Origin of the sequence: Streptomyces sp. NBC_00104 (genome assembly GCF_045160825.1) — a bacterium.
GTDB lineage: Bacteria > Actinomycetota > Actinomycetes > Streptomycetales > Streptomycetaceae > Streptomyces.
This window is the reverse complement of the sequence record NZ_CP108215.1, coordinates 2,256,328-2,281,109: the sequence shown is the minus strand read 5'-3', so window position 1 is coordinate 2,281,109 and position 24,782 is coordinate 2,256,328. Positions and strand designations below refer to the sequence as shown.

The 24,782-nt window shown below is 71.7% G+C and carries 21 protein-coding genes; 15 read left to right on the top strand and 6 right to left on the bottom strand.

From position 1 onward, the window contains the following. Nucleotides 1–36 precede the first annotated feature (36 nt). The gene (locus OG272_RS09910) at nucleotides 37–744 is read left to right on the top strand and encodes a TetR/AcrR family transcriptional regulator (RefSeq protein WP_326583884.1); all 708 of its coding nucleotides are present in this window, start codon (nucleotides 37–39) and stop codon (nucleotides 742–744) included. A gap of 90 nt (nucleotides 745–834) precedes the next feature. Here the strand turns inward: OG272_RS09910 and OG272_RS09905 are convergent, their stop codons facing one another. The 4 genes from OG272_RS09905 to OG272_RS09890 all read right to left on the bottom strand — a co-directional run bounded on the left by OG272_RS09905 (nucleotide 835) and on the right by OG272_RS09890 (nucleotide 5,791). After that, a complete protein-coding gene (locus tag OG272_RS09905) occupies nucleotides 835–2,028 on the bottom strand; it encodes a type ISP restriction/modification enzyme (protein WP_326583885.1) in 1,194 nt (397 codons plus the stop codon). Nucleotides 2,029–2,100: 72 nt separating this feature from the next. After that, nucleotides 2,101–2,850, bottom strand: coding sequence for a GntR family transcriptional regulator (locus OG272_RS09900; RefSeq protein ID WP_327730435.1), 750 nt, complete (start codon nucleotides 2,848–2,850; stop codon nucleotides 2,101–2,103). A 28-nt stretch (nucleotides 2,851–2,878) separates the two neighbouring features. Next, nucleotides 2,879–4,204 (bottom strand): homogentisate 1,2-dioxygenase, encoded by a 1,326-nt coding sequence (gene hmgA / locus OG272_RS09895; RefSeq protein ID WP_405893089.1) that lies wholly within the window; start codon nucleotides 4,202–4,204, stop codon nucleotides 2,879–2,881. A 387-nt stretch (nucleotides 4,205–4,591) separates the two neighbouring features. Next, nucleotides 4,592–5,791 carry an RNA-guided endonuclease InsQ/TnpB family protein gene (locus OG272_RS09890; protein WP_405893088.1) on the bottom strand — a complete coding sequence of 400 codons (1,200 nt, stop codon included), beginning with the start codon at nucleotides 5,789–5,791 and terminating at the stop codon, nucleotides 4,592–4,594. Between the two features lie 151 nt (nucleotides 5,792–5,942). On the opposite strand from OG272_RS09890, the gene OG272_RS09885 reads away from it, so the two are divergent. From OG272_RS09885 to OG272_RS09845, 9 genes are all read left to right on the top strand, one after another. Continuing rightward, nucleotides 5,943–6,560, top strand: coding sequence for a TetR/AcrR family transcriptional regulator (locus OG272_RS09885; RefSeq protein WP_326583889.1), 618 nt, complete (start codon nucleotides 5,943–5,945; stop codon nucleotides 6,558–6,560). Nucleotides 6,561–6,841: 281 nt separating this feature from the next. Then, the gene (locus tag OG272_RS09880) at nucleotides 6,842–9,097 is read left to right on the top strand and encodes a molybdopterin oxidoreductase family protein (protein WP_328222646.1); all 2,256 of its coding nucleotides are present in this window, start codon (nucleotides 6,842–6,844) and stop codon (nucleotides 9,095–9,097) included. A 121-nt stretch (nucleotides 9,098–9,218) separates the two neighbouring features. Continuing rightward, nucleotides 9,219–10,676: a citrate:proton symporter gene (locus tag OG272_RS09875; RefSeq protein ID WP_326583891.1), complete on the top strand. Its 1,458-nt coding sequence runs from the start codon at nucleotides 9,219–9,221 to the stop codon at nucleotides 10,674–10,676. 99 nt (nucleotides 10,677–10,775) lie between these two features. Continuing rightward, a complete protein-coding gene (locus OG272_RS09870) occupies nucleotides 10,776–12,104 on the top strand; it encodes an MFS transporter (protein ID WP_405893087.1) in 1,329 nt (442 codons plus the stop codon). A 100-nt stretch (nucleotides 12,105–12,204) separates the two neighbouring features. Then, on the top strand, nucleotides 12,205–12,927 hold the full coding sequence (locus OG272_RS09865; RefSeq protein WP_327730440.1) for a hypothetical protein: 723 nt from the start codon (nucleotides 12,205–12,207) through the stop codon (nucleotides 12,925–12,927). Nucleotides 12,928–12,985: 58 nt separating this feature from the next. After that, nucleotides 12,986–13,972 carry a class F sortase gene (locus OG272_RS09860; protein ID WP_405893086.1) on the top strand — a complete coding sequence of 329 codons (987 nt, stop codon included), beginning with the start codon at nucleotides 12,986–12,988 and terminating at the stop codon, nucleotides 13,970–13,972. Nucleotides 13,973–14,790: 818 nt separating this feature from the next. Further along, nucleotides 14,791–16,179 carry an aldehyde dehydrogenase family protein gene (locus OG272_RS09855; protein WP_327730442.1) on the top strand — a complete coding sequence of 463 codons (1,389 nt, stop codon included), beginning with the start codon at nucleotides 14,791–14,793 and terminating at the stop codon, nucleotides 16,177–16,179. Between the two features lie 129 nt (nucleotides 16,180–16,308). Further along, nucleotides 16,309–17,394, top strand: coding sequence for a Zn-dependent alcohol dehydrogenase (locus OG272_RS09850; RefSeq protein WP_327730443.1), 1,086 nt, complete (start codon nucleotides 16,309–16,311; stop codon nucleotides 17,392–17,394). 273 nt (nucleotides 17,395–17,667) lie between these two features. Beyond that, on the top strand, nucleotides 17,668–19,011 hold the full coding sequence (locus OG272_RS09845) for an MFS transporter (protein ID WP_326583897.1): 1,344 nt from the start codon (nucleotides 17,668–17,670) through the stop codon (nucleotides 19,009–19,011). Here OG272_RS09845 and OG272_RS09840 read toward each other — a convergent pair. Continuing rightward, nucleotides 19,008–19,991, bottom strand: a complete 984-nt coding sequence (locus OG272_RS09840) for a DMT family transporter (protein WP_327730444.1) — start codon at nucleotides 19,989–19,991, stop codon at nucleotides 19,008–19,010. The two genes, OG272_RS09845 and OG272_RS09840, sit on opposite strands and share 4 nt — an antisense overlap. 44 nt (nucleotides 19,992–20,035) lie before the next feature. Next, entirely contained in the window at nucleotides 20,036–20,692 is a 657-nt protein-coding gene (locus OG272_RS09835) for a TetR/AcrR family transcriptional regulator (RefSeq protein WP_326583899.1), read from the bottom strand. Between the two features lie 75 nt (nucleotides 20,693–20,767). Between OG272_RS09835 and OG272_RS09830 the strand changes: the two genes are divergently transcribed. From OG272_RS09830 to OG272_RS09810, 5 genes are all read left to right on the top strand, one after another. Further along, on the top strand, nucleotides 20,768–21,919 hold the full coding sequence (locus OG272_RS09830) for an acyl-CoA dehydrogenase family protein (RefSeq protein WP_327730445.1): 1,152 nt from the start codon (nucleotides 20,768–20,770) through the stop codon (nucleotides 21,917–21,919). An 87-nt stretch (nucleotides 21,920–22,006) separates the two neighbouring features. After that, nucleotides 22,007–22,294, top strand: coding sequence for a YiaA/YiaB family inner membrane protein (locus tag OG272_RS09825; RefSeq protein WP_326583901.1), 288 nt, complete (start codon nucleotides 22,007–22,009; stop codon nucleotides 22,292–22,294). 133 nt (nucleotides 22,295–22,427) lie between these two features. Then, nucleotides 22,428–23,054: a TetR/AcrR family transcriptional regulator gene (locus OG272_RS09820; protein WP_327730446.1), complete on the top strand. Its 627-nt coding sequence runs from the start codon at nucleotides 22,428–22,430 to the stop codon at nucleotides 23,052–23,054. Nucleotides 23,055–23,337: 283 nt separating this feature from the next. Further along, nucleotides 23,338–24,042, top strand: a complete 705-nt coding sequence (locus OG272_RS09815; RefSeq protein ID WP_326583903.1) for a glycoside hydrolase family 11 protein — start codon at nucleotides 23,338–23,340, stop codon at nucleotides 24,040–24,042. After that, entirely contained in the window at nucleotides 24,039–24,740 is a 702-nt protein-coding gene (locus OG272_RS09810) for a polysaccharide deacetylase family protein (protein ID WP_328222642.1), read from the top strand. Before OG272_RS09815 ends, OG272_RS09810 begins: the two co-directional genes overlap by 4 nt. The last annotated feature ends 42 nt before the right edge of the window (nucleotides 24,741–24,782 follow it).

Below are 24,782 nucleotides of genomic sequence, written 5' to 3'. Positions count from 1 at the left end.
TGTACGTAACTAGGATGGTGGTCGAGGTGATGACCGATGGCTGGCCGAGCGGCCGAACCCGAAGTGATCTGGGCGCGCGCCGAGCGCACCGGCCGGGGCCCGAGACCCGCGTTCCGTCGCGCGGACATCGCGGCGGCGGCCGTGCGGCTCGCCGACGCGGACGGTCTCGACGCCGTGTCCATGCGGCACGTCGCGGCCGAGCTGGGCTGCGGCACGATGTCGCTGTACAACTACGTGCCCCGCAAGGAGGACCTGTACGAGCTGATGGTCGACGCGGTCGGCGGTGAGCACGAGCTGTGGGAGCCCAGCGGGGACTGGCGGGCCGACATGCGGCGGGTGGCCCACCAGACGCGGGACCTGCTGCTCCGCCACCCCTGGATGCCGCGATTGATGTCGCCGGTCTACGGGTTCAGCCCCAACGCGATGCGGTACCTGGAGCACTGCATGGCCTGCATGGATACGCTCGACGCGCCGTACGGGACGAAGATGCAGCTCCTGGGGATGCTGAACGGGTGTGTGACGACGTACGTCGCGAACGAGCTGGCGACGGCGGAGCGCGTGCGCTCACTGCCGTGGTCGGAGGAGCAGGAGAACGCGGTGCGGATCGCCTACCTGGGCAGTCAGATCGCGTCCGGGGAGTTTCCCAGGCTGGCCGCGGCGTTCATGGAGGACTCGGGGCCGATCGATCTTGAGCAGGTGTTCGAGTGGATGCTCGGGAGGGTGCTGGATTCGTTCGCGCCGTAGGGGCCGGGCGGTGGGCGGCCACGGGTTCCTCGCGGCTCGTCGCGCGGCTCCCCGCACCCCGAGAACGGCGAAGCCGTGTGCCCGCCCCTCTCACAGCAGGGTGAACTGGCCCTCCGGGCCCTCCTCGTGGTGGTCCAGGACCGAGGCGGGCCCGCGGGTCGACTCCGGGACAGGGAGGACGCCCGCCTCGCGCAGGTCCGCCGTCGTGATCGGCCGGTCGACCGTCAGCCCGGCCCGCCGCGGCCGCAGTTCCGCCAGCAACGCGAGCACGGTGATCAGTTCCAGCAGCTCCGACGTCCAGGTCTGCGGCCAGGTCGTCGGGCGGATCGCCGCCAGCGTGCCCGGCTCCGCCTGTTCCGTTCTGCGGGCGAACCATTCCTCCAGGACGCGGACGCCCCCCACCTGGAAGTCCCAGGCGTCGGCCGGTACGGGGGAGACACGGCCCGCGTCGACGAGCAGGGTCTCCTCGTCGCGGTCGTAGACGACTTCGACGGGGCGGGAGGGGAGCGGGGCGCGGACGTAGGGGCGGCGGCCACCGGGGAGTTTGGGGCGGTCACCGTCGCGGCGCATGAGCCACAGGGTGCGGCGCCCCAGCTCGACGCCGTGGGACCAGGCTTCGGGGTCGGTGGGCAGGGGGACATCGACGCGGTGGGGGCCGGGGCGCGCGGCCACCAGGATCCAGGCGAGGACGTCGACGGGATCGACGGGGCCGGTGCCGAGACGCTCGCCGACGTACTCCCGCAGGCCGGGTGCGAGGTTCGGCTCCACGCCGCCCGGCCGTCGGTACAGGGGGCGGACGCGGCCGATGCGTGGGCCGTGGGCGGGGGGCAGGGGCAGGACGGGGGAGGCCAGGAGAGCGGGGCCCGACGACTCCGGTGCGACCGTCTGCTCGACCACGAAGACCTGCCGCTCGTCCGCCACGCGCCACAGCTCGGGGCGGGCGGCGTCGATCAGGCGGTGGTCGGGGATGAGCCACTGCTCGTCGAAGGGGGCGGCCAGGACACGGACGGGCTCGGGGCAGGGGCCCGTCTCGCGGGCCAGCCGGCCGGTACCGCCGGACCGGCCCGGCAGCTGGGCCACCGCCGAGGTGAGCGTGCGGGAGCGGGTGGGGGCGAACAGGGCCTCGCGGTCCGGGCCCTCCGCCTTCAGCAGGGTGTCCCAGCGGGCCTTCAGGGAGGCCGCGTCGGGCGCCGTCGGCCACGCCCGGCCCAGCCGTGGCGGTGCGACGGACCACGGCATGAGGTCCGCGAGCAGCGGAGCGTCGTCGAGCGTCACGCTGGGCATCGTACGACCTCGTCCGTGGGCGTCGAGGGGGACGGTGACGGATCCGTGGGCGTCGAGGGGGACGGTGACGGATCAGTGGGCATCGAGGGTGACCGTGAACGAGAAGCGGTCGCCCCGGTAGTGGATGACCGCCACGTCCAGGACGCGGCCGGACTCGTCGTGGGTGACGCCCGTGTAGTGGAGGATCGGGCTGAGCAGGGGGACCTGGAGGAGGCGGGCGGTCTCCGGGTCGGCGATGCGGGCCTCGACCGTGTCGGTGATCCGGCCGATGGCCACGCCCACGACATCGCGGAGGACCTTCGTCATCGGCCAGCGGAGCAGGTCGTCGCGGTCGATGCGTTCGGCCAACTCGGGGCGGACGTAGTTGCGGGCGTGGTTGGTGGGCTCGCCCGTCTTCTCGTCGCCGCGCAACCGGTGGTACGTGGCCACCTCGGTCAAGTCGGGGAAGTACTCCGAGAGTTCACCCGACACAGGGGTGCTGCCCTGGTCCAGCAGCTCGGTCGTCATGCCCGACTGCTGGGCCACGATCGCGTCCACCGAGCCGAGCAGGCGTACGGGCGAGCCCCGCTGGGCGCTCGGCTCGATGAACGTGCCGCGCCGGCGGTGCCGGGTGATCAGGCCCTCGTCCTCCAGCTCCTTCAGCGCCTGCCGCATGGTCAGCACGCTCACCCCGTAGTGCCCGGCCAGCTGCTCCTCGGTGGGCAGCCGCAGGGGATCCCGGGGAGACCGGCCGAGTATCGAGGCGCGCAGCGACTGCGACACCTGGTACCAGAGCGGCAGTTTGCGGTTCAGGACGATCGAGTCCGGAGCGAATGAGGTCACGACGGTATCCGTACCCGGCGCGGCGCGTTCAGCGCAACGGGTCGAAGTGGCGCTGGAGCCCGGACCACACCTCGTCGTACCCCTGCTGCAGGTGCTCCGCCCGGGCCGCCTGCGTGGTCGTGAGGATCGGCCAGCGCGTCTCGAACATGAAGGCGAGCCCGTCGTCGACCCGCTGCGGCGCCAGCTCCACCGCGCTCGCCCGGTCGAAGGTCTCCCGGTCCGGTCCGTGCGCCGACATCATGTTGTGCAGCGAGCCGCCACCGGGCACGAACCCCCCTTTTCCGGCAGTCTTCGCGTCGTACGCGCCCTCGATCAGGCCCATGTACTCGCTCATCACGTTCCGGTGGAAGTACGGCGGCCGGAACGTGTCCTCGCCCACCAGCCAGCGCGGCGCGAAGACCACGAAGTCCACCCCCGCCAGGCCGGGGGTGTCGCTCGGCGAGGTCAGCACCGTGAAGATCGACGGGTCCGGGTGGTCGTACGAGATCGTCCCGATGACGTTGAAGCGGCGCAGGTCGTAGACGTACGGCGTGGAGTTGCCGTGCCAGGCCACCACGTCGAGCGGTGAGTGGTCGTACGTGGCCGCCCAGAGGTTGCCGCAGAACTTGTTCACCACCTCCACCGGGCCCTCGACGTCCTCGTACGCGGCCACCGGCGCACGGAAGTCCCGCGGGTTCGCGAGGCCGTTGGCGCCGATCGGGCCCAGGTCGGGGAGGCGGAAGGGGGCGCCGTAGTTCTCGCAGACATAGCCGCGGGCCGAGGCGTCCAGGAGCTCGACGCGGAAGCGCACGCCCCGGGGGATCAGGGCGACCTCGCCGGGCTCGACGTGCAGCAGGCCGAACTCCGTGCGCAGGAGCAGGCCGCCGCGCTCCGGGACGATCAGAAGCTCGCCGTCCGCGTCGCTGAAGACCCGCTCCATGGCGGAATTGGCGTGATACAGGTGCACGGCCACGCCCGTGCGCTGCGCCGCGTCGCCGTTGCCGCCGAGGGTCCACAGGCCGCCGAGGAAGTCGGTGCCCGCGGGGGGCTCCGGGAGGGGGTTCCAGCGGAGGCGGTTGGGGTCGGGGACCGTCTCGGTGAAGGGCGCCGTGCGGAGGGCACCGTGGTCCGTGCGCGTGAAGGCGGGGTGGGCGGCGGACGGGCGGATCCGGTACAGCCAGGAGCGGCGGTTGTGGGCCCTCGGTTCGGTGAACGCGGTGCCGCTGAGCTGCTCCGCGTACAGGCCGAGCGGGGCGCGCTGCGGGGAGTTGCGGCCGTGCGGCAGCGCGCCCGGGACCGCCTCCGAGGCGTGCTCGTTGCCGAAACCGGAGAGGTATTCCAGCCCCTCGGCCGTCTTCCTCGCGTCCCCGCTCATGCCTGCTCCCTCGCACTCCTGATTCCTGTGCTTCACCGTAGGATTCGGCCGGGGCGGGCGCAAGTGGGCGGCCAGGGGGCGGCGAGAGGACAGGGCGACAACCGGACGCCGGCGGGACGTCGACAGATCGGGTGCATCGGGCGGAGAGGGAGAACCGGATCGGGAGGAGACCCGTCCTGTCAGTGCGGTGCCTTAGTCTCCCGGCAGGCTGTGGGCGTGCGGATGTTCGCTGTCCGTCGTACTCCACGGCTGAGCGGGAGCGGTGGTACCAGCCGTACTGATTCGGAAGGGCTCAGCGGGCCCGCCGTCCCCAACCACCACACCACCACCATCACCATCGGCGGAAAGGCATCTTGGCTTCCTCCCCCTCGTGAACGAGGCGGATTCCTACGGCTCGCGCCGTGGGGTTTTCTGCTTCGTCGCCGACTGCCCGCCCGGAGAACTCCGTTGAGGTCTTACGCCAGCTCCGCAGACTGTCACCGCCAGCCCGGCGGCCAGAAGATTCTTCGCCGCGTTCACGTCCCGGTCATGGGTCGTGCCACAGCTGTCGCACGTCCACATACGGACGCCGAGCGGCATCCTTTTCTGCAAGGTGCCGCAGCTGGAGCACAGCTTGGAGGACGGGAAGAAGCGGTCCACCGCGATCACTTCCCGCCCGTACCAGGCGGCCTTGTACTCCAGCATGGAGCGGAACTCGCTCCAGCTTGCGTCCGAGATGGCTCGGGCGAGTGTGTGGTTCTTGACCGTGTTGCGCACGGCCAGGTCCTCGATCACGAGCGTTTGGTTCTCACGCACGAGCCGAGTGGTCAGCTTGTGGAGCATGTCCCGGCGCCGGTCGGCGATCCGGGCGTGGACCCTGGCGACCTTGCGCCGCGCCTTGGCCCGGTTGGTCCCGTCATCCTTGGCCTTGCGGGACAACTCCCGCTGTGCCATGGCCAGACGGGCGCGGTCACGGCGCTCATGCCTCGCGTTGACGACCTTCTCCCCCGTGGAGAGGGTCAGGAGGTGGTCCAGCCCGACATCGATCCCAACCGCTGCATCAGTGGCGGGAAGGGGCCTGACAGTGGGGTCGTCGCACAGCATCGAGACGAACCAGCGTCCGGCCGCGTCCTGAGACACGGTCACCGTGGACGGCTTCGCGCCGTTTGGCAGTGGGCGCGACCACACGATGTCGAGCGGTTCGCTCATCTTGGCCGGGGTCAGCTTCCCGTCACGGAACCGGAAACCGGAGACGGTGTACTCGGCCGACTTCCGCGACCTCTTGCGCGACTTGAAGCGCGGGTACTTGGCCCGCTTTGCGAAGAAATGGGTGAACGCGGTCTGCAGGTGCCGCAGTGCCTGCTGAAGCGGAACGGACGACACGTCGTTGAGGAACGCCAGCTCCTCGGTCTTCTTCCACGCCGTCAGCATGGCCGAGGTCTGGTTGTAGTTGACCCGGTCCTGACGCGCCCACGCCTCGGTACGGGCGGCGAGCGCCATGTTGTAGACCTTCCGCACGCATCCGAACGTGCGCGACAGTTCCGCCGTCTGCGCATCGGTCGGGTGGAAGCGGTACTTGAATGCCCGCTTCACATGGCTTGTGGTCACCCTCACAAACTGACATGGCTATATGTGAAACCTAGGTCTCCAGGTCAGAGTGCCGGGATCCACCCTGGCGGATCCCGGCTCCTTGCCCTGCTCCGCAGGGATTTCGTTTCCTCCTCCGGTTGAAGCCGAGGGGATCCACGAAAGGACTCCGATGAAGCCCGTGTCCCAGGCGACCTCCCTGCGCCGCGCCCCCGTGCAGCGGCGCAGTGCCGAACGACTGACCAGGATCCTCGACGCCTGCGCCGACCTCCTCGACGAGGTGGGCTACGACGCGCTGAGCACCCGCGCCGTGGCGCTGCGCGCGGGCGTGCCCATCGGCTCCGTGTACCGGTTCTTCGGCAACAAGCGCGCGATGGCCGACGCCCTCGCCGAACGCAACCTGGACCGTTTCACCGACCGGGTCACCCGCCGTCTCCAGGCGACGGGCGGCCGGGACTGGCGCACCGCCATGGACGCCGTCCTCGACGAATACCTCGACATGAAGCGCAACGCCCCCGGCTTCGCCCTCATCGACTTCGGCAACCAGATCCCCGTCGGCGGCAGCCGCCAGGAACCGAACCACCGCGTCGCCGACCGGCTGTCCGAACTGCTCTCCGCGTTCATCGACCGCACCCCCGACGAGGATCTCCGTCGCACCTTCCTCATCGCCGTCGAGACCGCCGACACCCTGGTGCACCTGGCCTTCCGGCTCTCCCCGGCGGGCGACGCGCGGATCATCCAGGAGATGCGGGAGCTGCTGCGGGCCTATCTCGCCCGCGTGCTGGACTGACACCTGGCCGGACCCGGGCGCGGACTGTCCGAGCCGGGATGCGGGCTGTGCGAGCCGGGGTGCGGACTGTCCGAGCCGGGATGCGGGCTGTACGGCCCCGCCCCGGCCGGGGTCGGCCGGGACCCGGCCCGGTGAGGGTCTCGCGATTTCCCGACAAGACCCCCGGCAGCCCCTCCCCGTGATGCATACCGGTCGGTATGCTCGGCCTCGGTGCCGCGTGCCTCCCTGCGCGCGGCGCCCGTCCGAGCGTCACCGTCGCCGCCGCCCCTCCGGGAGGACCCGTGTCCACCACCATCGACTCCCGCACCGCCCTGCGCGTCTGCCCCCTCTGCGAGGCCACCTGCGGCCTCACCCTCACCATCGAGGGCACCCGGGTGACCAAGGCGCGCGGTGACCGGGACGATGTGTTCAGCAAGGGCTTCATCTGCCCGAAGGGCGCCTCCCTGGGCGCGGCCGACGGGGACCCGGACCGGCTGCGCACCCCACTGGTCCGCAGGGACGGCGAACTGCGGGAGGCGACCTGGCAGGAGGCCTTCGACGCCGTCGCCGCCGGCCTCCGTCCCGTCGTCGAGGCCCATGGGCCGAACGCCGTCGGTCTCGTCCTCGGCAACCCGAACGTGCACACCGTGGCCGGCGGCCTCTACCCGCCGGTCCTCGTCGGCGGCCTCGGCACCCGCAGCCTGTTCAGCGCCTCCACGGTCGACCAGATGCCCAAGCACGTCTCCAGCGGACTGCTCTACGGCGACGCCAACGCCATCCCCGTACCCGACCTCGACCGCACCGACCACCTGCTGCTCCTCGGCGCCAACCCCCTGGAGTCCAACGGCAGTCTGTGCACCGCCCCCGACTTCCCCGGCAAGCTCAAGGCCCTCAAGGCCCGCGGCGGCACCCTCACGGTCGTCGACCCCCGCCTGACCCGCACGGCCAAGCTCGCCGACCGGCACGTGGCGATCCGCCCCGGCGCGGACGCGCTGTTGCTCGCGGCGATGGCGCAGGTCCTCTTCGAGGAGGACCTCGTCGACCTCGGGGCACTCGCCCCGCACGTCCAAGGGGTCGAGGAACTGGCCGTCGCCGTACGCGAGTTCACGCCCGAGGCCGTGGCCGAGGCCTGTGACGTCGACGCCGCGACCGTCCGCGCGCTGGCCCGCGAACTGGCCGCCGCGCCCACCGCCGCCGTATACGGCCGCATCGGCAGCTGCACCGTCCCGCACGGAACCCTCGCCAGCTGGCTGGTCGACGTGCTCAACATCCTCACCGGCAACCTCGACCGGCCCGGCGGCGCCCTCTTCCCGCAGTCCGCGACCGACAGGACGCCCCGGCCCGCCGGACCCGGCCACGGCTTCGCGCTCGGCCGCTGGCGCAGCCGGGTCAGCGGCCACCCCGAGGCCAAGGGCGAGCTGCCGCTGTCCGCGCTCGCCGAGGAGATCGACACCGCCACCCCCGAGGGCAGCCCGATCCGTGCCCTCGTCACGATCGCCGCCAACCCCGTGCTCTCCGCACCCGACGGCGACCGCCTCGACAAGGCGCTCGACTCCCTGGACTTCATGGTCAGCGTCGACCCGTACCTGGGCGAGACCGCCCGCCACGCCGACGTCGTCCTGCCGCCGCCCCCGCCCTCCCAGGCCCCGCACTACGACTTCGCGCTCAACACCCTGGCCGTACGCAACCAGGTCCGCTACAACCGCGCCGCCGTCCCCCTGGAGGACGGCCGCATGTCCGAGACGGAGATCCTCGCGCGGCTCGTCCTCGCCGCCACCGGCATGCACGGCGCCGACCCCTCCGCCGTCGACGACCTGGTCATCGGCCAGACTCTGGGCAAGGCCGTCAAGGAGGCCCACTCGCCCGTGCACGGCCGCGACCCCGAGGAACTCGCCGCCCAGCTCACCGGCACGGGTGGCCCCGAGCGCCGGCTCGACATGATGCTGCGCCTCGGCCCGTACGGCGACGGCTTCGGCGCCGACCCGGACGGGCTGACCCTCGCGAAGCTGCTGGCCCACCCGCACGGCATCGACCTCGGGCCGCTGAAGCCGCGTCTGCCGCAGCCGCTGAAGACGGTGAGCGGCAGGATCGAACTGCTGCCGCAGCCGATCGTCGACGACCTGCCGAGGCTCCGCACCGCCCTGCGGGAGCGCCCGGACGGCCTCGTCCTCATCGGCCGCCGCCATCTGCGGTCCAACAACAGCTGGCTGCACAACATCCCCGCCCTCACCGGCGGCACCAACCGCTGCACCCTGCACATCCACCCCGACGACGCGAGCCGCCTCGGACTCGCCGACGGGGACGCCGTACGGATCAAGGGCGCCGGGGGAGAGGTCACCGCTCCCGTCGAGGTCACCGACGTCGTACGACGCGGAGTCGTCAGCCTTCCGCACGGCTGGGGACACGACCGCCCGGGCACCCGTATGAGCCACGCCGCGATCGACCCCGGGGTGAACGTCAACCAACTCCTCGACGGCTCCCTGCTCGACCCGCTGTCGGGCAACGCGGTCCTCAACGGCATCCCCGTCGATCTCTCCCGAGCAGGCGCAACGCTGTGACCTGGAGTTCTGCTCTTATTGCTCGCATGTCAACGTCTTGTTAAGACTTGCGGGCCCGCCCTAACGTCGTCGCACCGCCGGTGCCCTGGTGGGAGTTCAAGGGCGAACGTTAGGTATCCACATGTTGACCATCCTCGGCTTCGCCATGATCGCGACCTTCCTGGTCCTGATCATGATGAAGAAGATGTCGCCGATCGCGGCACTCGTACTGATCCCCGCGCTCTTCTGCGTGTTCGTCGGAAAGGGAGCCAATCTCGGCGACTACGTCATCGAGGGGGTGGGCAATCTCGCGCCCACCGCCGCGATGCTGATGTTCGCCATCGTCTACTTCGGCCTCATGATCGACGTCGGTCTCTTCGACCCGATCGTCCGAGGCATCCTGAAGTTCTGCAAGGCCGACCCCCTGCGCATCGTCGTCGGCACGGCCCTGCTCGCCGCGATCGTCTCCCTGGACGGCGACGGTTCGACCACCTTCATGATCACCGTCTCGGCGATGTACCCGCTGTACAAGCGCCTGAAGATGAGCCTGGTCGTGATGACCGGTGTCGCCGCCACCGCCAACGGCGTGATGAACACGCTGCCCTGGGGCGGCCCGACCGCCCGCGCCGCCACCGCGCTCAAGCTCGACGCCGCCGACATCTTCGTCCCGATGATCCCCGCGCTCCTCGTCGGCCTGCTCTTCGTCTTCATCCTCTCCTACGGCCTCGGCCTGCGGGAGCGCAAGCGCCTCGGTGTGCTGAGCCTCGACGAGGTGCTGGAGCAGGAGAAGATCGTCAAGGACGAGGAGAAGTCCGAGTCCGAGGAGACCGTGCTCGTCGGCGCGGGCGCCTCGTCCGCCGCCGCCGGATCCGGTGACGACCAGGGCCGTACGGCCAAGACCACCGGCGGAGCGGGCTCCGGCACCGACTCCGAGGACGACGACGAGGACGACGTCCGCCTCCAGGGCCTGGACCCCAACCGCCCGACCCTGCGCCCCAAGCTGTACTGGTTCAACGCGCTGCTCACGGTCGCGCTGCTCACCGCCATGATCATGGAGTGGCTGCCGATCCCGGTGCTGTTCATCATCGGTGCCGCACTCGCGCTGACCGTCAACTTCCCCCACATTCCCGACCAGAAGGCGCGGCTCGCCGCCCACGCCGACAACGTCCTCAACGTCTCCGGCATGGTCTTCGCCGCCGCCGTCTTCACCGGCGTCCTCCAGGGCACCGGCATGGTCGACTCGATGGCCAAGTGGATCGTCGACGCCATCCCGGGCGGCATGGGCCCGCACATGGCCCTCGTCACCGGCTTCCTGAGCCTGCCGCTCACCTACTTCATGTCCAACGACGGCTTCTACTTCGGTGTCCTGCCGGTGCTCGCCGAGGCCGGCGCCGCCCACGGGGTCTCGCCGCTGGAGATCGCCCGCGCCTCCCTCGTCGGCCAGCCGCTGCACATGTCCAGCCCGCTGGTGCCGGCCGTGTACGTCCTCGTGGGTATGGCGAAGGTCGAGTTCGGCGACCACACGAAGTTCGTGGTGAAGTGGGCGGCCGCGACCTCGCTGATCATCCTCGGGGCGGGCGTACTGTTCGGCATCATCTGAACCCTGTCCGGCATCGTCTGAACGGGGGCGCCCGACTCCCCCGCTCCGGAGCGAAGTTCCCTCGCACCGGCGTGAACTTCCTCAAGGAGGAACCGCATCGTGAGGCCCGGTAGGAACCGCGGCTGGCTGCTCCGCCTCGTCATCGCCTTCAGCTTCGCGCAGGGGGCGGTGTCGATGGCCCGGCCCGCCGTGTCCTACCGGGCCCTCGCTTTGGGCGCCGACGAGCGCGCGGTCGGCGTGATCGCGGGGGTCTACGCCCTGCTCCCGCTGTTCGCCGCCGTCCCGCTCGGCCGCAGGACCGACCAGGGCCGCTGCGCGCCCCTGCTGCCCGTGGGTGTCGTCCTCATATCCGGCGGCTGTGTCATGAGCGGACTGGCGAACTCGCTGGTGGCGATGGCCGTGTGGAGCGGCGTGATGGGCCTCGGCCATCTCTCGTTCGTGATCGGCGCCCAGTCCCTGGTGGCCCGCCAGTCCGCGCCGCACGAACACGACCGCAACTTCGGCCACTTCACCATCGGCGCCTCCCTCGGCCAACTCGTCGGCCCGGTCGCCGCCGGTGCCCTGATCGGCGGAGCGGACATGGTCCGTACGAGCGCCCTGGCGCTGGTGGTGGCCGGCGCGGGGGCGGCGGTCTCGTTCACCTCGCTGTGGCGGATAGAGCGTCCGGTCGAGCCCAAGTCCCGTACGGCGCAGGGCGATCGGATACCCGTCCACCGCATCCTGCGCACCCGGGGGGTGCCGGGCGGCATCTTCATCAGCCTCGCCGTGCTGTCGGCGACGGACATCCTCACCGCGTATCTGCCGGTGGTCGGCGAGCACCGGGGCATCGCCCCCTCGGTGATCGGTCTCCTGCTGAGTCTGCGCGCGGCGGCGACCATCGCGTGCCGTCTGGTGATGACGCCGATGCTGCGGCTGCTCGGCCGGACCGCGCTGCTCACCGTCACCTGTGTGCTCGGGGCCGTGCTGTGCGCCGGGATCGCGCTGCCGGTTCCGGTGTGGGCGCTGGCCCTGATACTCGCCGCCCTCGGGTTCTGCCTCGGGGTCGGACAGCCGCTCTCCATGACGACGGTGGTGCAGGCCGCGCCGGACGACGCCCGGTCCACCGCCCTCGCGCTGCGGCTCACGGGTAACCGGCTGGGACAGGCCGGGGCGCCCGCCGCCGCGGGTCTGATCGCCGGCGTCGCGGGTGTGGCCGCGCCGTTCGTGATGCTCGGCGCCCTGCTGCTGGTGTCGTCGGGCATCGCCCTGCGCTCGCCGACGCAGCCGGGGCGGGGGAGCGGCACGTCGGAGAAGGAGAAGGAGAAGGAGAAGGAGAAGGAGAAGGAGACGGAGACGGAGACGAAGGCGGGGGAGGAGACGGGGGAGGGGAAGAGGAAGAGGAAGGGCTCGCGGCCCCGTGCGTGCCTGGGCCGGAAGAGGGATATCTGACGGGTCGTCGGGCGCGGCTCGCCCCGTACCCGGTGTGGTGTGACAGAGAGTCAGGCGAAAGAGCGATTTGTGTGAAAATCGTCTGACTCGGAGGTTCTGCATGTCCACCTCGTCCCGCCCGCGCCCCGCCGGAGTGCGCGTGAGTGCCGCCGCCGTCCTCGCGGCACTCACCGTCACGGGAGCCAGCCTCATCACGGCACCGGCCGCCGTCGCCGCCCCCGGCGACCCCGAGGTCGTGATCCACAAGGTGGGCTTCCCGTTCGACAATCAGCGCAACCAGCAGCTGGTCTGCGACTTCTACCTCGCTGCCTTCAACTTCCCCAGGGACCCCACACCGACCCAGCGCATCAACTGGACGATCGACCGGCAGCCCCCGGCGCCGCGCACCGATCCCGTCGCCACGGGCGAGATCCCCCTCGGGCCCGACGGCGCCGGGCACAGTACGCCCGTGGCGCCCGAGAACGCGGCGCGGCTTCCCAACGGGAACTACGTGCTCACCTGGCGGACCATCGGCGGGACGCTGGAGGAAGGGCGCAGGGAGATCGACGTCGACTGTCCGCTCACCGGGCCCGGAGCCGGCAGGCCCGGAGCCGGCAGGCCCGGAGGTGCGGGGCCCGACCGCGTCGTCTCGGAAGGCGTCGTCCCGGAAGGCGTCGTCCGGGAAGGCGCCGTCCCGGAAGGCGCCGTCCCGGCCGGCGGCGGCGGTCTCGCCATGACCCAGGACTTCGCGCCGGTCGCCGGCGCGGCCGGCGTGGGCCTCGCCGCGGTCGGCGGGGTGGCCTATCTGCGGCTGCGCCGTCGCCGCGCCGATGGCGCCGCGTAGACGCCGGCCGAGGCCCTGGTACCGGACGCGCGCCTACCGCCTGACGCGCACGGTCGTGATGACCGTCGCGCTGGTGGTGGGCGGCGTCCATCTGGCGGAGGGCAGGGAGCGGAGCGAGACCGCCGAGGCGCCCTCCGCCTGGGCCGACACCGGGGCGCGTGGCGCGGGGGCCCCGGGCGCCCAGGCGTCCCTGTACCTCACGCCCCCACCACCCGACGAATCCGCGCACGCCGCGTCCCCGAGGGCGACAGCCGGGAAACGGACCGCGCAGACCGAACCGGCCGGACGGACCGAAGCGGCCGGACGGACCGAACCGGCCGGACGGACCGAACCGGCCGGACGGACCGAACCGGCCGGACGGACCGAAGCGGCCGGACGGACCGAGTACACCGAGCCGGTCGGGCGCGTGAGTCCGGGGCTCGCCGATCCGGCCGGGCGGGTGGACCAGAGGCCCGCCGAGCAGACACGGCCCACTCCCGCCGTACCCGCCGGGCCGATGCCCGCCGAGCCCCCACAGCCTCCCCCCACCGCGCCGGCCGAGCCGAGGAGGCCCGCCCGGCCCCGTACGCTGCCGCCCTCCCCGGCGAAGACCGTCACCATCCGGTACCTCGGCATCGAGGCGCCCGTGATCGGGCTCCGCCTCGACGGCCGGCGGCGGCTTCCCGCGCCGCCGGACGACAGACCCAAGGTGGTCGGCTGGTACACGGAGGGGCCCGCGCCCGGCGGGCCCGGCACCGCGGTCGTCGTCGGTCACCGGGACACCCGGACGGGCCCCGCCGTCTTCGCCGCGCTGGATGTGATCAAGCCCGGCCGCATCGTGGAGGTCCTGCGGGCCGACGGCCGCACCGCCGTCTACACCGTGGACGCCGTGAGGACGTACGAGAAGGCCCGATTCCCCAACAAGGAGGTGTACGGCCACCGAGGCCGCCCCGAGCTGCGCCTGATCACCTGCGGCGGGACGTACGACCGGTGGAAGGGCTACGCGAGCAACGTCGTCGTCTTCGCCCACCTCACCGCGACCCGGGAACCCGCGCGCAAGCCGTGAACCGGCGCGCAGAGCGCATGACGTGCGCCTTGGCGAGCCCCGGGGGCGTACGGGCGCACACGCGGCCCGCCCCCGGCGCGGCCGACTGATCCGGAGGCGACGGCCCCAGTAGAGGTGGACGCATGACCTTGCACTCCACCGTTCCTGAAGACTGAGCAAGAATGAGCCTGATCAGTCGCACGCCCCGAACGGTCTTGGGCGCTCCCCCACTGCCTTAAGGGCGTGGGAGGTACCCCCAGGTCCCCGGCGTACTCGACCCCGGGGCAGCGACACGCATCCTGTGCGTGGTCCGATCCCGGGAGGCCCCCGCGGCCGGAGGCCGCTGATGAACACAGCCCTGCGCGACCTGGGCAATTGGGTACGGCCAGTGGCGACGGGGAGGCCCCGGACCACCTCTCTGGTGGAGCGGGGGCCCCGCACGCCGGCGCCGTATCCGGCGTCCCAGAGCGCGTGATCACGTTGACCCGGACGGTCCAGGGCGCCACAAGCCAGGAAGCCGACCATCACACGATCGAGTCAATGCGGCCCCATGTGCGCCCTTCGGCGAACAGTTGCCATCCCCACGAGTACCGGCACCCGCACGACACGCGGAGCCGGGCGGGAGCCCGCACCCGCCCCTTCACCCGGGCCCGGGTCGCCGTCGTGGCCGCCGTCTGTCTGTCGGCCGACAGACAGACGGCGTACGCCACCCTCGCCGAGGACGCGTCAGCCGGTTCCGTCGTGACGAGTCCTGCCTCACTGTCCGGGGCTCTGGTGCCGGAAAACTATCAGAGCTAGTTTTTGGGGCGGACGACACAGCCCGCCCGGGAGGCAGCACGATGAAGGCACACGACGGTATGTACATCGGCGGTACCTGGCGGCCCGCCGCCGGGACCGACACGATCGAGGTCGTGAACCCGGCCGACGAGCAGGTGATCGACCGGGTCCCGGCAGGCACCGCCGAGGACGTCGACGCCGCCGTGCGGGCCGCCCGCGCCGCCCTCCCCGGCTGGGCCGCGACCCCGCCCGCCGAGCGGGGCGCGCTCATCGGCGCGCTGCGCGACGCGCTCGCCGCGCGCCGGGAGGAGATCGCCGGGACGGTGACGGCGGAGCTCGGCTCGCCGCTGCCGTTCTCCCAGCGGGTGCACGCGGACCTGCCGGTCGCGGTCGCCGGCTCGTACGCCGAGCTGGCCGCGAAGCACGCCTTCGAGGAGAAGGTCGGCAACTCGACCGTCCACCACGAGCCCATCGGCGTGGTCGGCGCGATCACCCCCTGGAACTACCCGCTGCACCAGATCGTCGCCAAGGTCGCCCCGGCCCTCGCCGCGGGCTGCACGGTCGTCCTGAAGCCCGCCGAGGACACCCCGCTGACCGCCCAGCTCTTCGCCGAGGCCGTGCACGAGGCGGGCGTGCCCGCCGGGGTGTTCAACCTGGTCACCGGGCTGGGCCCGGTCGCCGGGCAGGCCCTCGCCGAGCACGACGGCGTCGACCTGGTCTCCTTCACCGGCTCCACGGCGGTGGGCCGGCGCATCGCCGCGACCGCCGGGGCCGCCATCAAGAAGGTGGCCCTGGAACTCGGCGGCAAGTCCGCCAACGTGATCCTCCCGAGCGCCGACCTGACCAAGGCGGTCGGCGTCGGCGTCGCCAACGTCATGTCCAACTCCGGCCAGACGTGCAGCGCCTGGACCCGCATGCTCGTCCACACCTCCCAGTACGACGAGGCCGTCGAGCTGGCCGCCGCGGCCGCCGCGAAGTACGGCGACCGCATCGGCCCGCTGGTCAACGCCAAGCAGCAGGAACGGGTGCGGGGTTATATCGAGAAGGGCGTCGCCGAGGGCGCCCGCCTGATCGTCGGCGGCGCCGAACCCCCGCGCGAACAGGGCTACTTCGTCAGTCCCACCGTCTTCGCCGACGTGACCCCCGAGATGACCGTCGCGCAGGAGGAGATCTTCGGCCCGGTCCTGTCGATCCTCCGCTACGAGGACGAGGACGACGCCCTGCGGATCGCCAACGGCACGGTCTACGGGCTGGCCGGCGCCGTCTGGGCCGGCGACGACACCGAGGCCGTGGCCTTCGCCCGCCGCATGGACACCGGCCAGGTCGACATCAACGGCGGCCGCTTCAACCCGCTGGCCCCCTTCGGCGGTTACAAGCAGTCCGGAGTGGGCCGCGAACTCGGCGCCCACGGTCTGACCGAGTACCTGCAGACCAAGTCCCTTCAGTTCTGAGCGGGTTCGGACCGACGGCGGGGGCGGTTGCGGACGGACGCCGGTCGAGGGTCGCGTCGCCGTCCGTACCGTTCCCGCCTGCCGGGCCGAGCGAGTCGTTTCCCAGCGAGCGTAGGAGAGTCGTCCCCCATGGCCGTTCGAGCCGCCGTACTGCCCGCCGTCGGTGCCCCGTTGGAGATCACCGGGATCGAGCTGCCGGACCCCGGGCCCGGCCAGGTCCGGGTGCGGCTGGCCGCCGCCGGGGTCTGCCACTCCGACCTGTCGCTGTCCGACGGAACCATGCGGGTGCCGGTGCCCGCCGTGCTCGGCCATGAGGGGGCGGGCACCGTCCTCGCGGTCGGCGACGGGGTCACCCATGTCGCGCCCGGCGACGGCGTCGTCCTCAACTGGGCTCCCTCCTGCGGGAGCTGCCACGCCTGCTCGCTCGGCGAGGTGTGGCTGTGCGCGAACGCGCTGCTCGGCGCCGGGAACGTGTACGCCCGCCGCGCCTCCGACGGTGCCGACCTCCACCCCGGGCTGAACGTGGCCGCCTTCGCGGAGGAGACGGTCGTGGCCGCCGGGTGCGTGCTCCCCGCCCCCGACGGCGTCCCGCTCACCGACGCGGCCCTGCTCGGCTGCGCGGTCCTCACCGGCTACGGCGCCGTCCACCACTCGGCGCGGGTCCGCGAGGGCGAGACCGTCGCCGTGTTCGGGGTGGGCGGGGTCGGACTGGCCGCGCTGCAGGCGGCGCGGATCGCCGGCGCGTCCCGGATCGTCGCCGTGGACGTCTCCCCGGCGAAGGAGGAGCTGGCGCGTGCGGCGGGGGCCACGGAATACGTCGTCGCCTCCGAGGACACCGCCCGCGCGATCCGTGCCCTGACCGGCAAGCAGGGCGTGGACGTCGCCGTGGAGTGCGTCGGCCGCGCGGTCACCATCCGGGCGGCCTGGGAGTCGACCCGGCGCGGCGGCCGCACCACCGTCGTCGGCATCGGCGGCAAGGACCAGCAGGTCACCTTCAACGCCCTGGAACTCTTCCACTGGGGCCGCACCCTCTCCGGCTGCGTCTACGGCAACTCCGACCCCGCCCGCGACGTTCCGCTCCTCGCGGACCACATCAGGGCCGGCCGCCTGGACCTGGGCGCCCTGGTGACCGACCGCATCTCCCTGGACGACATCCCGGGGGCCTTCGACAACATGCGGGCGGGCAAGGGCGGCCGGGCTCTGGTGACGTTCTGATTCTGCCGCGGGTGACTCGTGGTCGCCCGCAGCCGAATCAGAACGGCCGCGGGTGATGCGTGGTCGCTCGCGCGGTTCCCCGCGCCCCTGAAAGGGCGCCGGGCGCGCCCCCGGGCTTCTCGGGGGCGCGGGGAACTTGCGCGACCAGCCCTCACGCACCCACAGCGGCAACCCATCCCTCGAGCGAACTCACCCGTGCACGACCGTTGACCTCCATACCGTCCGGTCAGTACGTTCCCCGGAACGTCCCCGCACCCATCGGAGTGTGCTCGCATGGACACCGCTCCTTCCTCCCCCTCCGTCCCCCAACCGCCCGCACCCACCGCTCCCCGCCCCCAGAGTCACCGCAAGGTGGCCACGGCCGCGGCGCTCGCCTCGGCCGTGGAGTGGTACGACTACTTCGTCTTCGGCATAGCCGCGGCCCTGGTCCTGGGCGATCTCTACTTCCCGGCCGGCAGCTCCTCCGCGGGAGTCCTCGCGGCCTTCGCCACCTTCGCCGTCGGCTTCCTCGCCCGCCCCCTCGGCGGCGTCGTCGCCGGTCACCTCGGCGACAAGCGGGGCCGCAAGCCGATGCTGGTCCTGGCCCTCACCCTGATGGGCGTGGCCACCACCGCGATCGGCCTCCTCCCCACCTACGAGACGATCGGGATCGCCGCTCCGATCCTGCTCGTCCTCCTCCGCGTCGCGCAGGGCGTCGCCGTCGGCGCCCAGTGGGGCGGCGCGATGCTGCTGGCCACCGAGTACGCCCCCGAGGGCAAGCGCGGGGTGTACGGCAGCTTCGTCCAGCTCGGCGTCCCCATCGGGGTGGTGAGCGCCAACACGATGTTCCTCGTCGTGGGCGCCGCCACCAGCGACTCCGCGTTCGCCGCCTGGGGCTGGCGTGTGCCCTTCCTGGTCGGCCTGTTCGTCCTGGGCCTCGCCTGGTACATCCACCGCCACGTCGAGGAGACCCCCGAATTCAGAGCGGCGGAACGGGAGTTGACGGAGAAGGAGAGGAGTGAGAAGGGCTCCCCGCTCAGGACGATCATCCGCGGTCACCTCGGCACGGTCTTCCTGGCCGGCGGCTCCTTCGCCGTGAACACCGCGACGTTCTACATCCTCATCACCGGCGTCCTCGACTACACGACCCGCGAACTCGGCATGAAACGCAGTGCGGTCCTCGCCGTCTCCCTCTGCGTCAGCCTCACCCAGCTGATCCTGATCCCCGCCGCCGCGGCTCTCTCCGACCGCGTCGGCCGTATCCGGATCTACGCGTTCGGCGCGGTCGGCATCGCCCTGTGGGCCGTCCCGCTGTTCCTGCTCATCGACACCGGCTCCCTGCTGTGGCTCGCCGTCGGCACGTTCGTCGCCAGCTGTTTCCTCAGCATCATGTACGGGCCCCAAGCCGCCCTGTTCGCCGAGCTGTTCACCCCCGAGATGCGGTACACGGGCGCCTCCCTCGGCTACCAGATCGCGGCGGTGTTCGGCGGCGGCCTCGCCCCGTTCCTGATGGTCCTCCTGCTGGAGGCCACCGACACGTCCATGGCGGTGTCCGCGTACATCATCGGGCTCTCGGTGATCGCCCTCGTGTCGATCAAGATCCTCGCGGGGAGGGCGGGTTCACGAACGGACGGTTAGCCCCGCGCGGGCGGCCCGGGTCGCGGTTCCGGAACGACATCCGGGGCCGCGACCTCGGCGCCGGGCACCGCCCCGGGCGTACGCGGCCGGGTGCGGGACCGCGACACCGCCACACCCGCCAGGCACAGCGCGCCACCGGCCAGCGTGAGCGGCCCCGGTACCTCGCCCAGCGCCAGCCAGGACATCAGGACGACCAGCGCGGGCACGGCGTACGTGGTCGCGCCCATCCGGCTCGCGGTCGTACGGGCGAGGGCGTACGCCCAGGTCGTGAAGGCGAGGGCGGTCGGGAACACGCCCAGGTACACCATGTTGAGGGTCGCCGAGGCCGGCGCGTCCGCCGCCTCCCGCACCAGCTGCCCGGCGAACGGCAGGCACGCCACCGCCCCCACGAGACAGCCGAACGTGGTCACCTGGAGCGGGCTCGCCGAGCCCAGCGCGGGCTTCTGCGCGACGACCCCGGCCGCGTACCCGACGGCCGCGAGCACACAGAGGACGACGCCCAGCACCGAGGCCCCGCCCTCGCCGGACATCGACAGACCCACGGCGACCGCGCCCGCGAACGACACCGCCATGCCGGCGAGCAGCCTTGGCGGCATCGGGTCGCCCAGCAGCCGGGCACCGAGCAGGGCGATGAGGATCGGCCCGATGTTGACGACGAGTGCCGCCGTCCCCGCGTCGACCTGCTGCTCGCCCCAGTTCAGGGCGACCATGTAGAACCCGAACCACAGCACCCCGGACACCGCGATCCCCCGCCACGCGGCCCGCGGCGGCCACCCCTCCCGGCGCACCAGCCAGATCGCGCCCAGTACGAGCACGCCCGCCAGCAACCGCCCGAGCGCCAACGCCCCCGGCGAGTACGCCTCCCCGGCACTGCGGATCGACACGAACGCCGACGCCCACAGCACGACGGTGACGGCGGCCGCCCCCGCCGCGAGCAGCTCGACCTTGCGGGTGGGCGTGGACCGGGAGCCGTTCGTCATGGAGCCGAGGCTAGGTGGGGGAGTGCCACGAAAGCTCGCGGTTTTCAGACGCCCAGCTCGGGGCTGTGGGGCGCGACCCGCCCGTACTGCTGCTCCAACCCGTCCAGCAACGCCGTCAGCCCCACCTCGAACGCCCGCTCGTCCACCTTCTCCTGCTGCTCGGCCAGCAGGTGGGCCTGCCCGAGGTGCGGATAGTCGGCCGGGTCGTACGCGCTCTCGTCGTCCACGAACCCCCCGGCGAACGACCCGATCGCGGACCCCATGATGAAGTACCGCATCAACGCCCCGATGGACGTGGCCTGCGCCGCCGGCCACCCGGCCTCGACCATGGCCCCGAAGACCACGTCGGCGACCCGCAGCCCCGCCGGCCGTCGCCCGGGTCCCCTGGCGAGGACGGGCACGATGTTCGGATGGTCGCGCAGGGCGGCCCGGTAGGAGACCGCCCAGTCGTGCAGCGCGGTCCGCCAGTCCCGCCCGTCCTCGAACATCGACAGGTCCACCTGTGCGCTCACCGAGTCGGCGACGGCCTCCAGGATCTGGTCCATGGTGCGGAAGTGGTTGTAGAGGGAGGGCCCGCTCACCCCCAGCTCGGCGGCGAGCCGGCGCGTGGAGACCGCCGCCAGCCCCTCCGCGTCCACCAGCGCCCGCGCCGTCGCCACGATGCGGTCGGTGCTCAACAGGGGCTTGCGCGGTCGGGCCATGGCGCACATAGTAGGGCTGCGACATAAAACTAGCAGTGGTAATTTAAAGCGGAACGGGTCGAAGGGCGGCGTGGCATGAACCTGGAGCTCAGCGAGGAGCAGACCGCCGTACGCCGACTCGCGAGGGACTTCGTGGAGCGCGAGATCGCCCCGCACGTCATCGCCTGGGACCGCGCCGAGAACGTCGACCGGGCCATCGTGAAGAAGCTCGGCGAGGTCGGCTTCCTGGGGCTCACCGTCGACGAGGAGTACGGCGGTTCCGGCGGCGACCACCTCGCGTACTGCCTGGTCACCGAGGAACTCGGCCGTGGTGACTCCTCCGTGCGCGGCATCGTCTCCGTCTCCCTCGGCCTGGTCGCGAAGACGATCGCCGCCTGGGGCGACGAGGAGCAGAAGCGCCGCTGGCTGCCGGGGCTCACGGCGGGGGAGTACGTCGGCTGCTTCGGCCTCACCGAACCCGGCACCGGCTCCGACGCGGGCAACCTCGCCACCCGCGCGGTCCGCGACGGCGACGACTACGTCATCAGCGGCACCAAGATGTTCATCACGAACGGCACCTGGGCCGATGTCGTCCTCCTCTTCGCCCGCTCCACCGACGCCCCCGGCCACAAGGGCGTCTCCGCCTTCCTCGTCCCCACCGACACCTCCGGCCTGACCCGCCGCGCCATCCACGGCAAGCTCGGCCTGCGCGGCCAGGCCACCGCCGAACTGGTCCTTGAGGACGTCCGCGTCCCCGCCTCCGCCCTGCTCGGTCCGGAGGGCAAGGGCTTCACCGTCGCCATGTCCGCGCTCGCCAAGGGCCGGATGTCGGTCGCGGCGGGCTGCGTCGGCATCGCCCAGGCCGCACTCGACGTGGCGGTGCGCCACGCCACCGAGCGCGAGCAGTTCGGCAGGACCATCGCCCACCACCAGCTCGTCCAGGAACTCATCAGCGACATCGCGGTCGACGTCGACGCGGCCAGGCTGCTGACCTGGCGCGTCGCCGACCTCGTCGACCGGGGCCTGCCGTTCGCCACCGAGGCGAGCAAGGCCAAGCTCTTCGCCTCCGAGGCCGCCGTCCGCGCCGCGAACAACGCCCTGCAGGTCTTCGGCGGTTACGGCTACATCGACGAGTACCCGGCCGGAAAGCTCCTGCGCGACGCCCGTGTGATGACCCTCTACGAGGGCACCAGCCAGATACAGAAACTGCTCATCGGGCGGGCGCTGACGGGCGTTTCGGCGTTCTGAGTCCGAGTCCGCGCCTGAGTACGTGAGGCCGCCGGCTGAGTATCCCGACGGATGTGGTCCCGGCCACGCCTGCCGGACCATGTCCCCATGAGTGAGACATCGGTCAAGCAGCAGAGTACGGCGGCCTTCTACGGCCAGGCCGTCGCGTCCTTCGGCGTCGCCATGGCGGCCACCACCGTCGGCATCTACAACCTCGACGCCGACACCTGGGTCCGCGCCTTCCTGGCCATCGCGGTCCTCTACCTCGTGACCTCGTCCTTCACCCTGGCCAAGGTGATCCGCGACCGGCAGGAGGCCGGCCGGATCGTCAGCCGGGTCGACCAGGCCAGACTGGAGAAGCTCCTCGCGGAGCACGACCCCTTCGAGAAGCTCTGACAAGCCCCGGCTCGCACGGCATGGTCTCCTACGGCACGGTCCCGTACGGCACAGCCCTGAGCGGGCCTTCTAAGCGCTCGCTCACCTTTCGGCGGTATGGTGGTGCCCAGCCATCGGAAGGGGCGAACGAGCGATGAGTGCGGCGGAGGAGACGGCGGGCGACGAGCCGCAGCCGTGGGGCGAGGTCAACCCGGACGCGGCCCGGCGGCTGCTGGTGGCCGCCGTGGAGGCCTTCGCCGAGCGTGGCTACCACGCGACGACGACCCGTGACATCGCGGGCCGCGCGGGGATGAGCCCGGCCGCGCTGTACATCCACTACAAGACCAAGGAAGAGCTGCTCCACCGGATCAGCCGCATCGGGCACGAGAAGGCGCTCGACGTGCTGCGCAGGGCGGCCGAGACCGAGGGCAGTCCCGCCGACCGCCTCGCCGAGGCCGTACGCTCCTTCGTCCGCTGGCACGCCGGTCAGCACACCGTCGCCCGGGTCGTCCAGTACGAGCTCGACGCCCTCGGTCCCGACGCCCGCGCCGAGATCGTCACCCTCCGCCGGGAGAACGACGCGGCCGTGCGCGGCATCATCGAGGACGGCGTCGCCGCCGGCGACTTCGACGTGCCCGACGTCCGTGGCACCACCATCGCCGTCCTCTCCCTCTGCATCGACGTGGCCCGCTGGTTCAACGTCAACGGCCCGCGCACCCCCGACGAGGTCGGCTCCCTCTACGCGGACCTCGTGCTGCGCATGGTGGGCGCGAAGAAGTGACCCCGAGGCGTCGCCCGGCCGATCTTGGCGCGATCGGAATCCTCTTCGAAACATTCGAAGTATCTGCGCGCACTGCATAGGTGGCGAATTGGGGCTGTTGATATTGTCCCTCATTCGAGCGTGTGCTCATGCTTATTGAGCTGGGGTTATGGACTCTCTCCCGCTCTCCGACTAGATCGAATGTTTCGGTGTGGGTGCCGAAACTATTGACAGTTGACAGGGGCAGGCCAACACTCCCTGGGTGAAAGGGCGAACCCCACGAGCCCGAGGAGGACGCGCGCGTATGAACGACGCACCCGCACCCCGACCCACTCCCACCCCGCCCCCGAGCCGCAGGCTCTTCATGGGCGGTCTCGGTGCGACCGCCCTGGCCGCCGCGACCGCGGTGGCCCTGCCCGGCACCGCCCACGCGGACACGGTCGTCACCACCAACCAGACCGGCACCAACAACGGCTTCTACTACTCCTTCTGGACCGACGCCCCGGGCACGGTCTCCATGACCCTGGCCTCCGGCGGCAGCTACCGGACCTCCTGGAGCAACACCGGGAACTTCGTCGCCGGCAAGGGCTGGAGCAACGGCTCCCGCAGGACCGTGACCTATTCGGGCACGTTCAATCCGTCCGGCAACGCCTACCTGACCCTCTACGGCTGGACGACCAGTCCGCTCATCGAGTACTACATCGTCGACAACTGGGGCACCTACCGGCCCACGGGAACGTACAAGGGCACGGTCACCAGCGACGGCGGCACGTACGACATCTACAGGACGACGCGGTACAACGCTCCGTCCGTCGAGGGGACCCGTACCTTCGACCAGTACTGGAGCGTCCGTCAGTCCCGGCGGACGGGTGGCGCCATCACCACCGGCAACCACTTCGACGCCTGGGCCCGCGCCGGAATGCCCCTCGGCAGCTTCAGGTACTACATGATCATGGCCACCGAGGGATATCGGAGCAGCGGCAACTCCACCATCACGGTGGCGCCGTGAACACCGGACCGCGCCGCTCGTTCCGTGTCCTGGGGAAGCGGTTGGCCGTCGTCGCGACGGCCGTCGCGAGTGCCGTCCCCCTCGCGCTCACGGCCGCCGCGGCGGCTCCGGCGCGCGCCGGAGCCTGCAACGGGTACGTCGGGCTCACCTTCGACGACGGCCCGTCCGGCAACACGTCGGCCCTGCTCGGCGCGCTGCAGCGGAACGGGCTGCGGGCCACGATGTTCAACCAGGGCCAGTACGCCGCCGCCAACCCGGCGCAGGTCCGGGCCCAGGTCGCCGCCGGGATGTGGGTGGCCAACCACAGCTACACCCACCCGCATCTGACCGGGCTCGGCCAGGCGCAGATCGACTCGGAGATCTCCCGCACCCAGCAGGCGATCGCGGGCGCGGGCGGCGGCACCCCGAAGCTGTTCCGGCCGCCGTACGGCGAGACCAACGCGACGGTGAAGTCGGTCGCGGCCAAGTACGGCCTGACCCAGATCATCTGGGACGTCGACTCCCGGGACTGGAACGGCGCCTCCACGGACGCGATCGTGCAGGCCGCCGCCCGCCTCACCCACGGCCAGATCATCCTCATGCACGACTGGTCCGCGAACACGCTGGCGGCAATCCCGCGCATCGCACAGGGTCTGACCGGCCGGGGCCTGTGTGCCGGGATGATCTCCCCGCAGACCGGCCGCGCCGTCGCGCCCTAGCGGGCACACCCGTGGCGCGGCGGTCACGACCGCCGCGCCACT

What these genes read in the sequence shown, in the direction of transcription:
- OG272_RS09905 (WP_326583885.1), bottom strand. Translation starts at nt 2,028, where the DNA reads ATGCCCAGCGTGACGCTCGACGACGCTCCGCTGCTCGCGGACCTCATG.
- OG272_RS09860 (WP_405893086.1), top strand. Translation starts at nt 12,986, where the DNA reads ATGACCGTCGCGCTGGTGGTGGGCGGCGTCCATCTGGCGGAGGGCAGG.
- OG272_RS09875 (WP_326583891.1), top strand. Translation starts at nt 9,219, where the DNA reads ATGTTGACCATCCTCGGCTTCGCCATGATCGCGACCTTCCTGGTCCTG.
- OG272_RS09835 (WP_326583899.1), bottom strand. Translation starts at nt 20,692, where the DNA reads ATGGCCCGACCGCGCAAGCCCCTGTTGAGCACCGACCGCATCGTGGCG.
- OG272_RS09865 (WP_327730440.1), top strand. Translation starts at nt 12,205, where the DNA reads ATGTCCACCTCGTCCCGCCCGCGCCCCGCCGGAGTGCGCGTGAGTGCC.
- hmgA (WP_405893089.1), bottom strand. Translation starts at nt 4,204, where the DNA reads ATGAGCGGGGACGCGAGGAAGACGGCCGAGGGGCTGGAATACCTCTCC.
- OG272_RS09845 (WP_326583897.1), top strand. Translation starts at nt 17,668, where the DNA reads ATGGACACCGCTCCTTCCTCCCCCTCCGTCCCCCAACCGCCCGCACCC.
- OG272_RS09855 (WP_327730442.1), top strand. Translation starts at nt 14,791, where the DNA reads ATGAAGGCACACGACGGTATGTACATCGGCGGTACCTGGCGGCCCGCC.
- OG272_RS09815 (WP_326583903.1), top strand. Translation starts at nt 23,338, where the DNA reads ATGAACGACGCACCCGCACCCCGACCCACTCCCACCCCGCCCCCGAGC.
- OG272_RS09910 (WP_326583884.1), top strand. Translation starts at nt 37, where the DNA reads ATGGCTGGCCGAGCGGCCGAACCCGAAGTGATCTGGGCGCGCGCCGAG.
- OG272_RS09830 (WP_327730445.1), top strand. Translation starts at nt 20,768, where the DNA reads ATGAACCTGGAGCTCAGCGAGGAGCAGACCGCCGTACGCCGACTCGCG.
- OG272_RS09885 (WP_326583889.1), top strand. Translation starts at nt 5,943, where the DNA reads ATGAAGCCCGTGTCCCAGGCGACCTCCCTGCGCCGCGCCCCCGTGCAG.
- OG272_RS09820 (WP_327730446.1), top strand. Translation starts at nt 22,428, where the DNA reads ATGAGTGCGGCGGAGGAGACGGCGGGCGACGAGCCGCAGCCGTGGGGC.
- OG272_RS09850 (WP_327730443.1), top strand. Translation starts at nt 16,309, where the DNA reads ATGGCCGTTCGAGCCGCCGTACTGCCCGCCGTCGGTGCCCCGTTGGAG.
- OG272_RS09825 (WP_326583901.1), top strand. Translation starts at nt 22,007, where the DNA reads ATGAGTGAGACATCGGTCAAGCAGCAGAGTACGGCGGCCTTCTACGGC.
- OG272_RS09840 (WP_327730444.1), bottom strand. Translation starts at nt 19,991, where the DNA reads ATGACGAACGGCTCCCGGTCCACGCCCACCCGCAAGGTCGAGCTGCTC.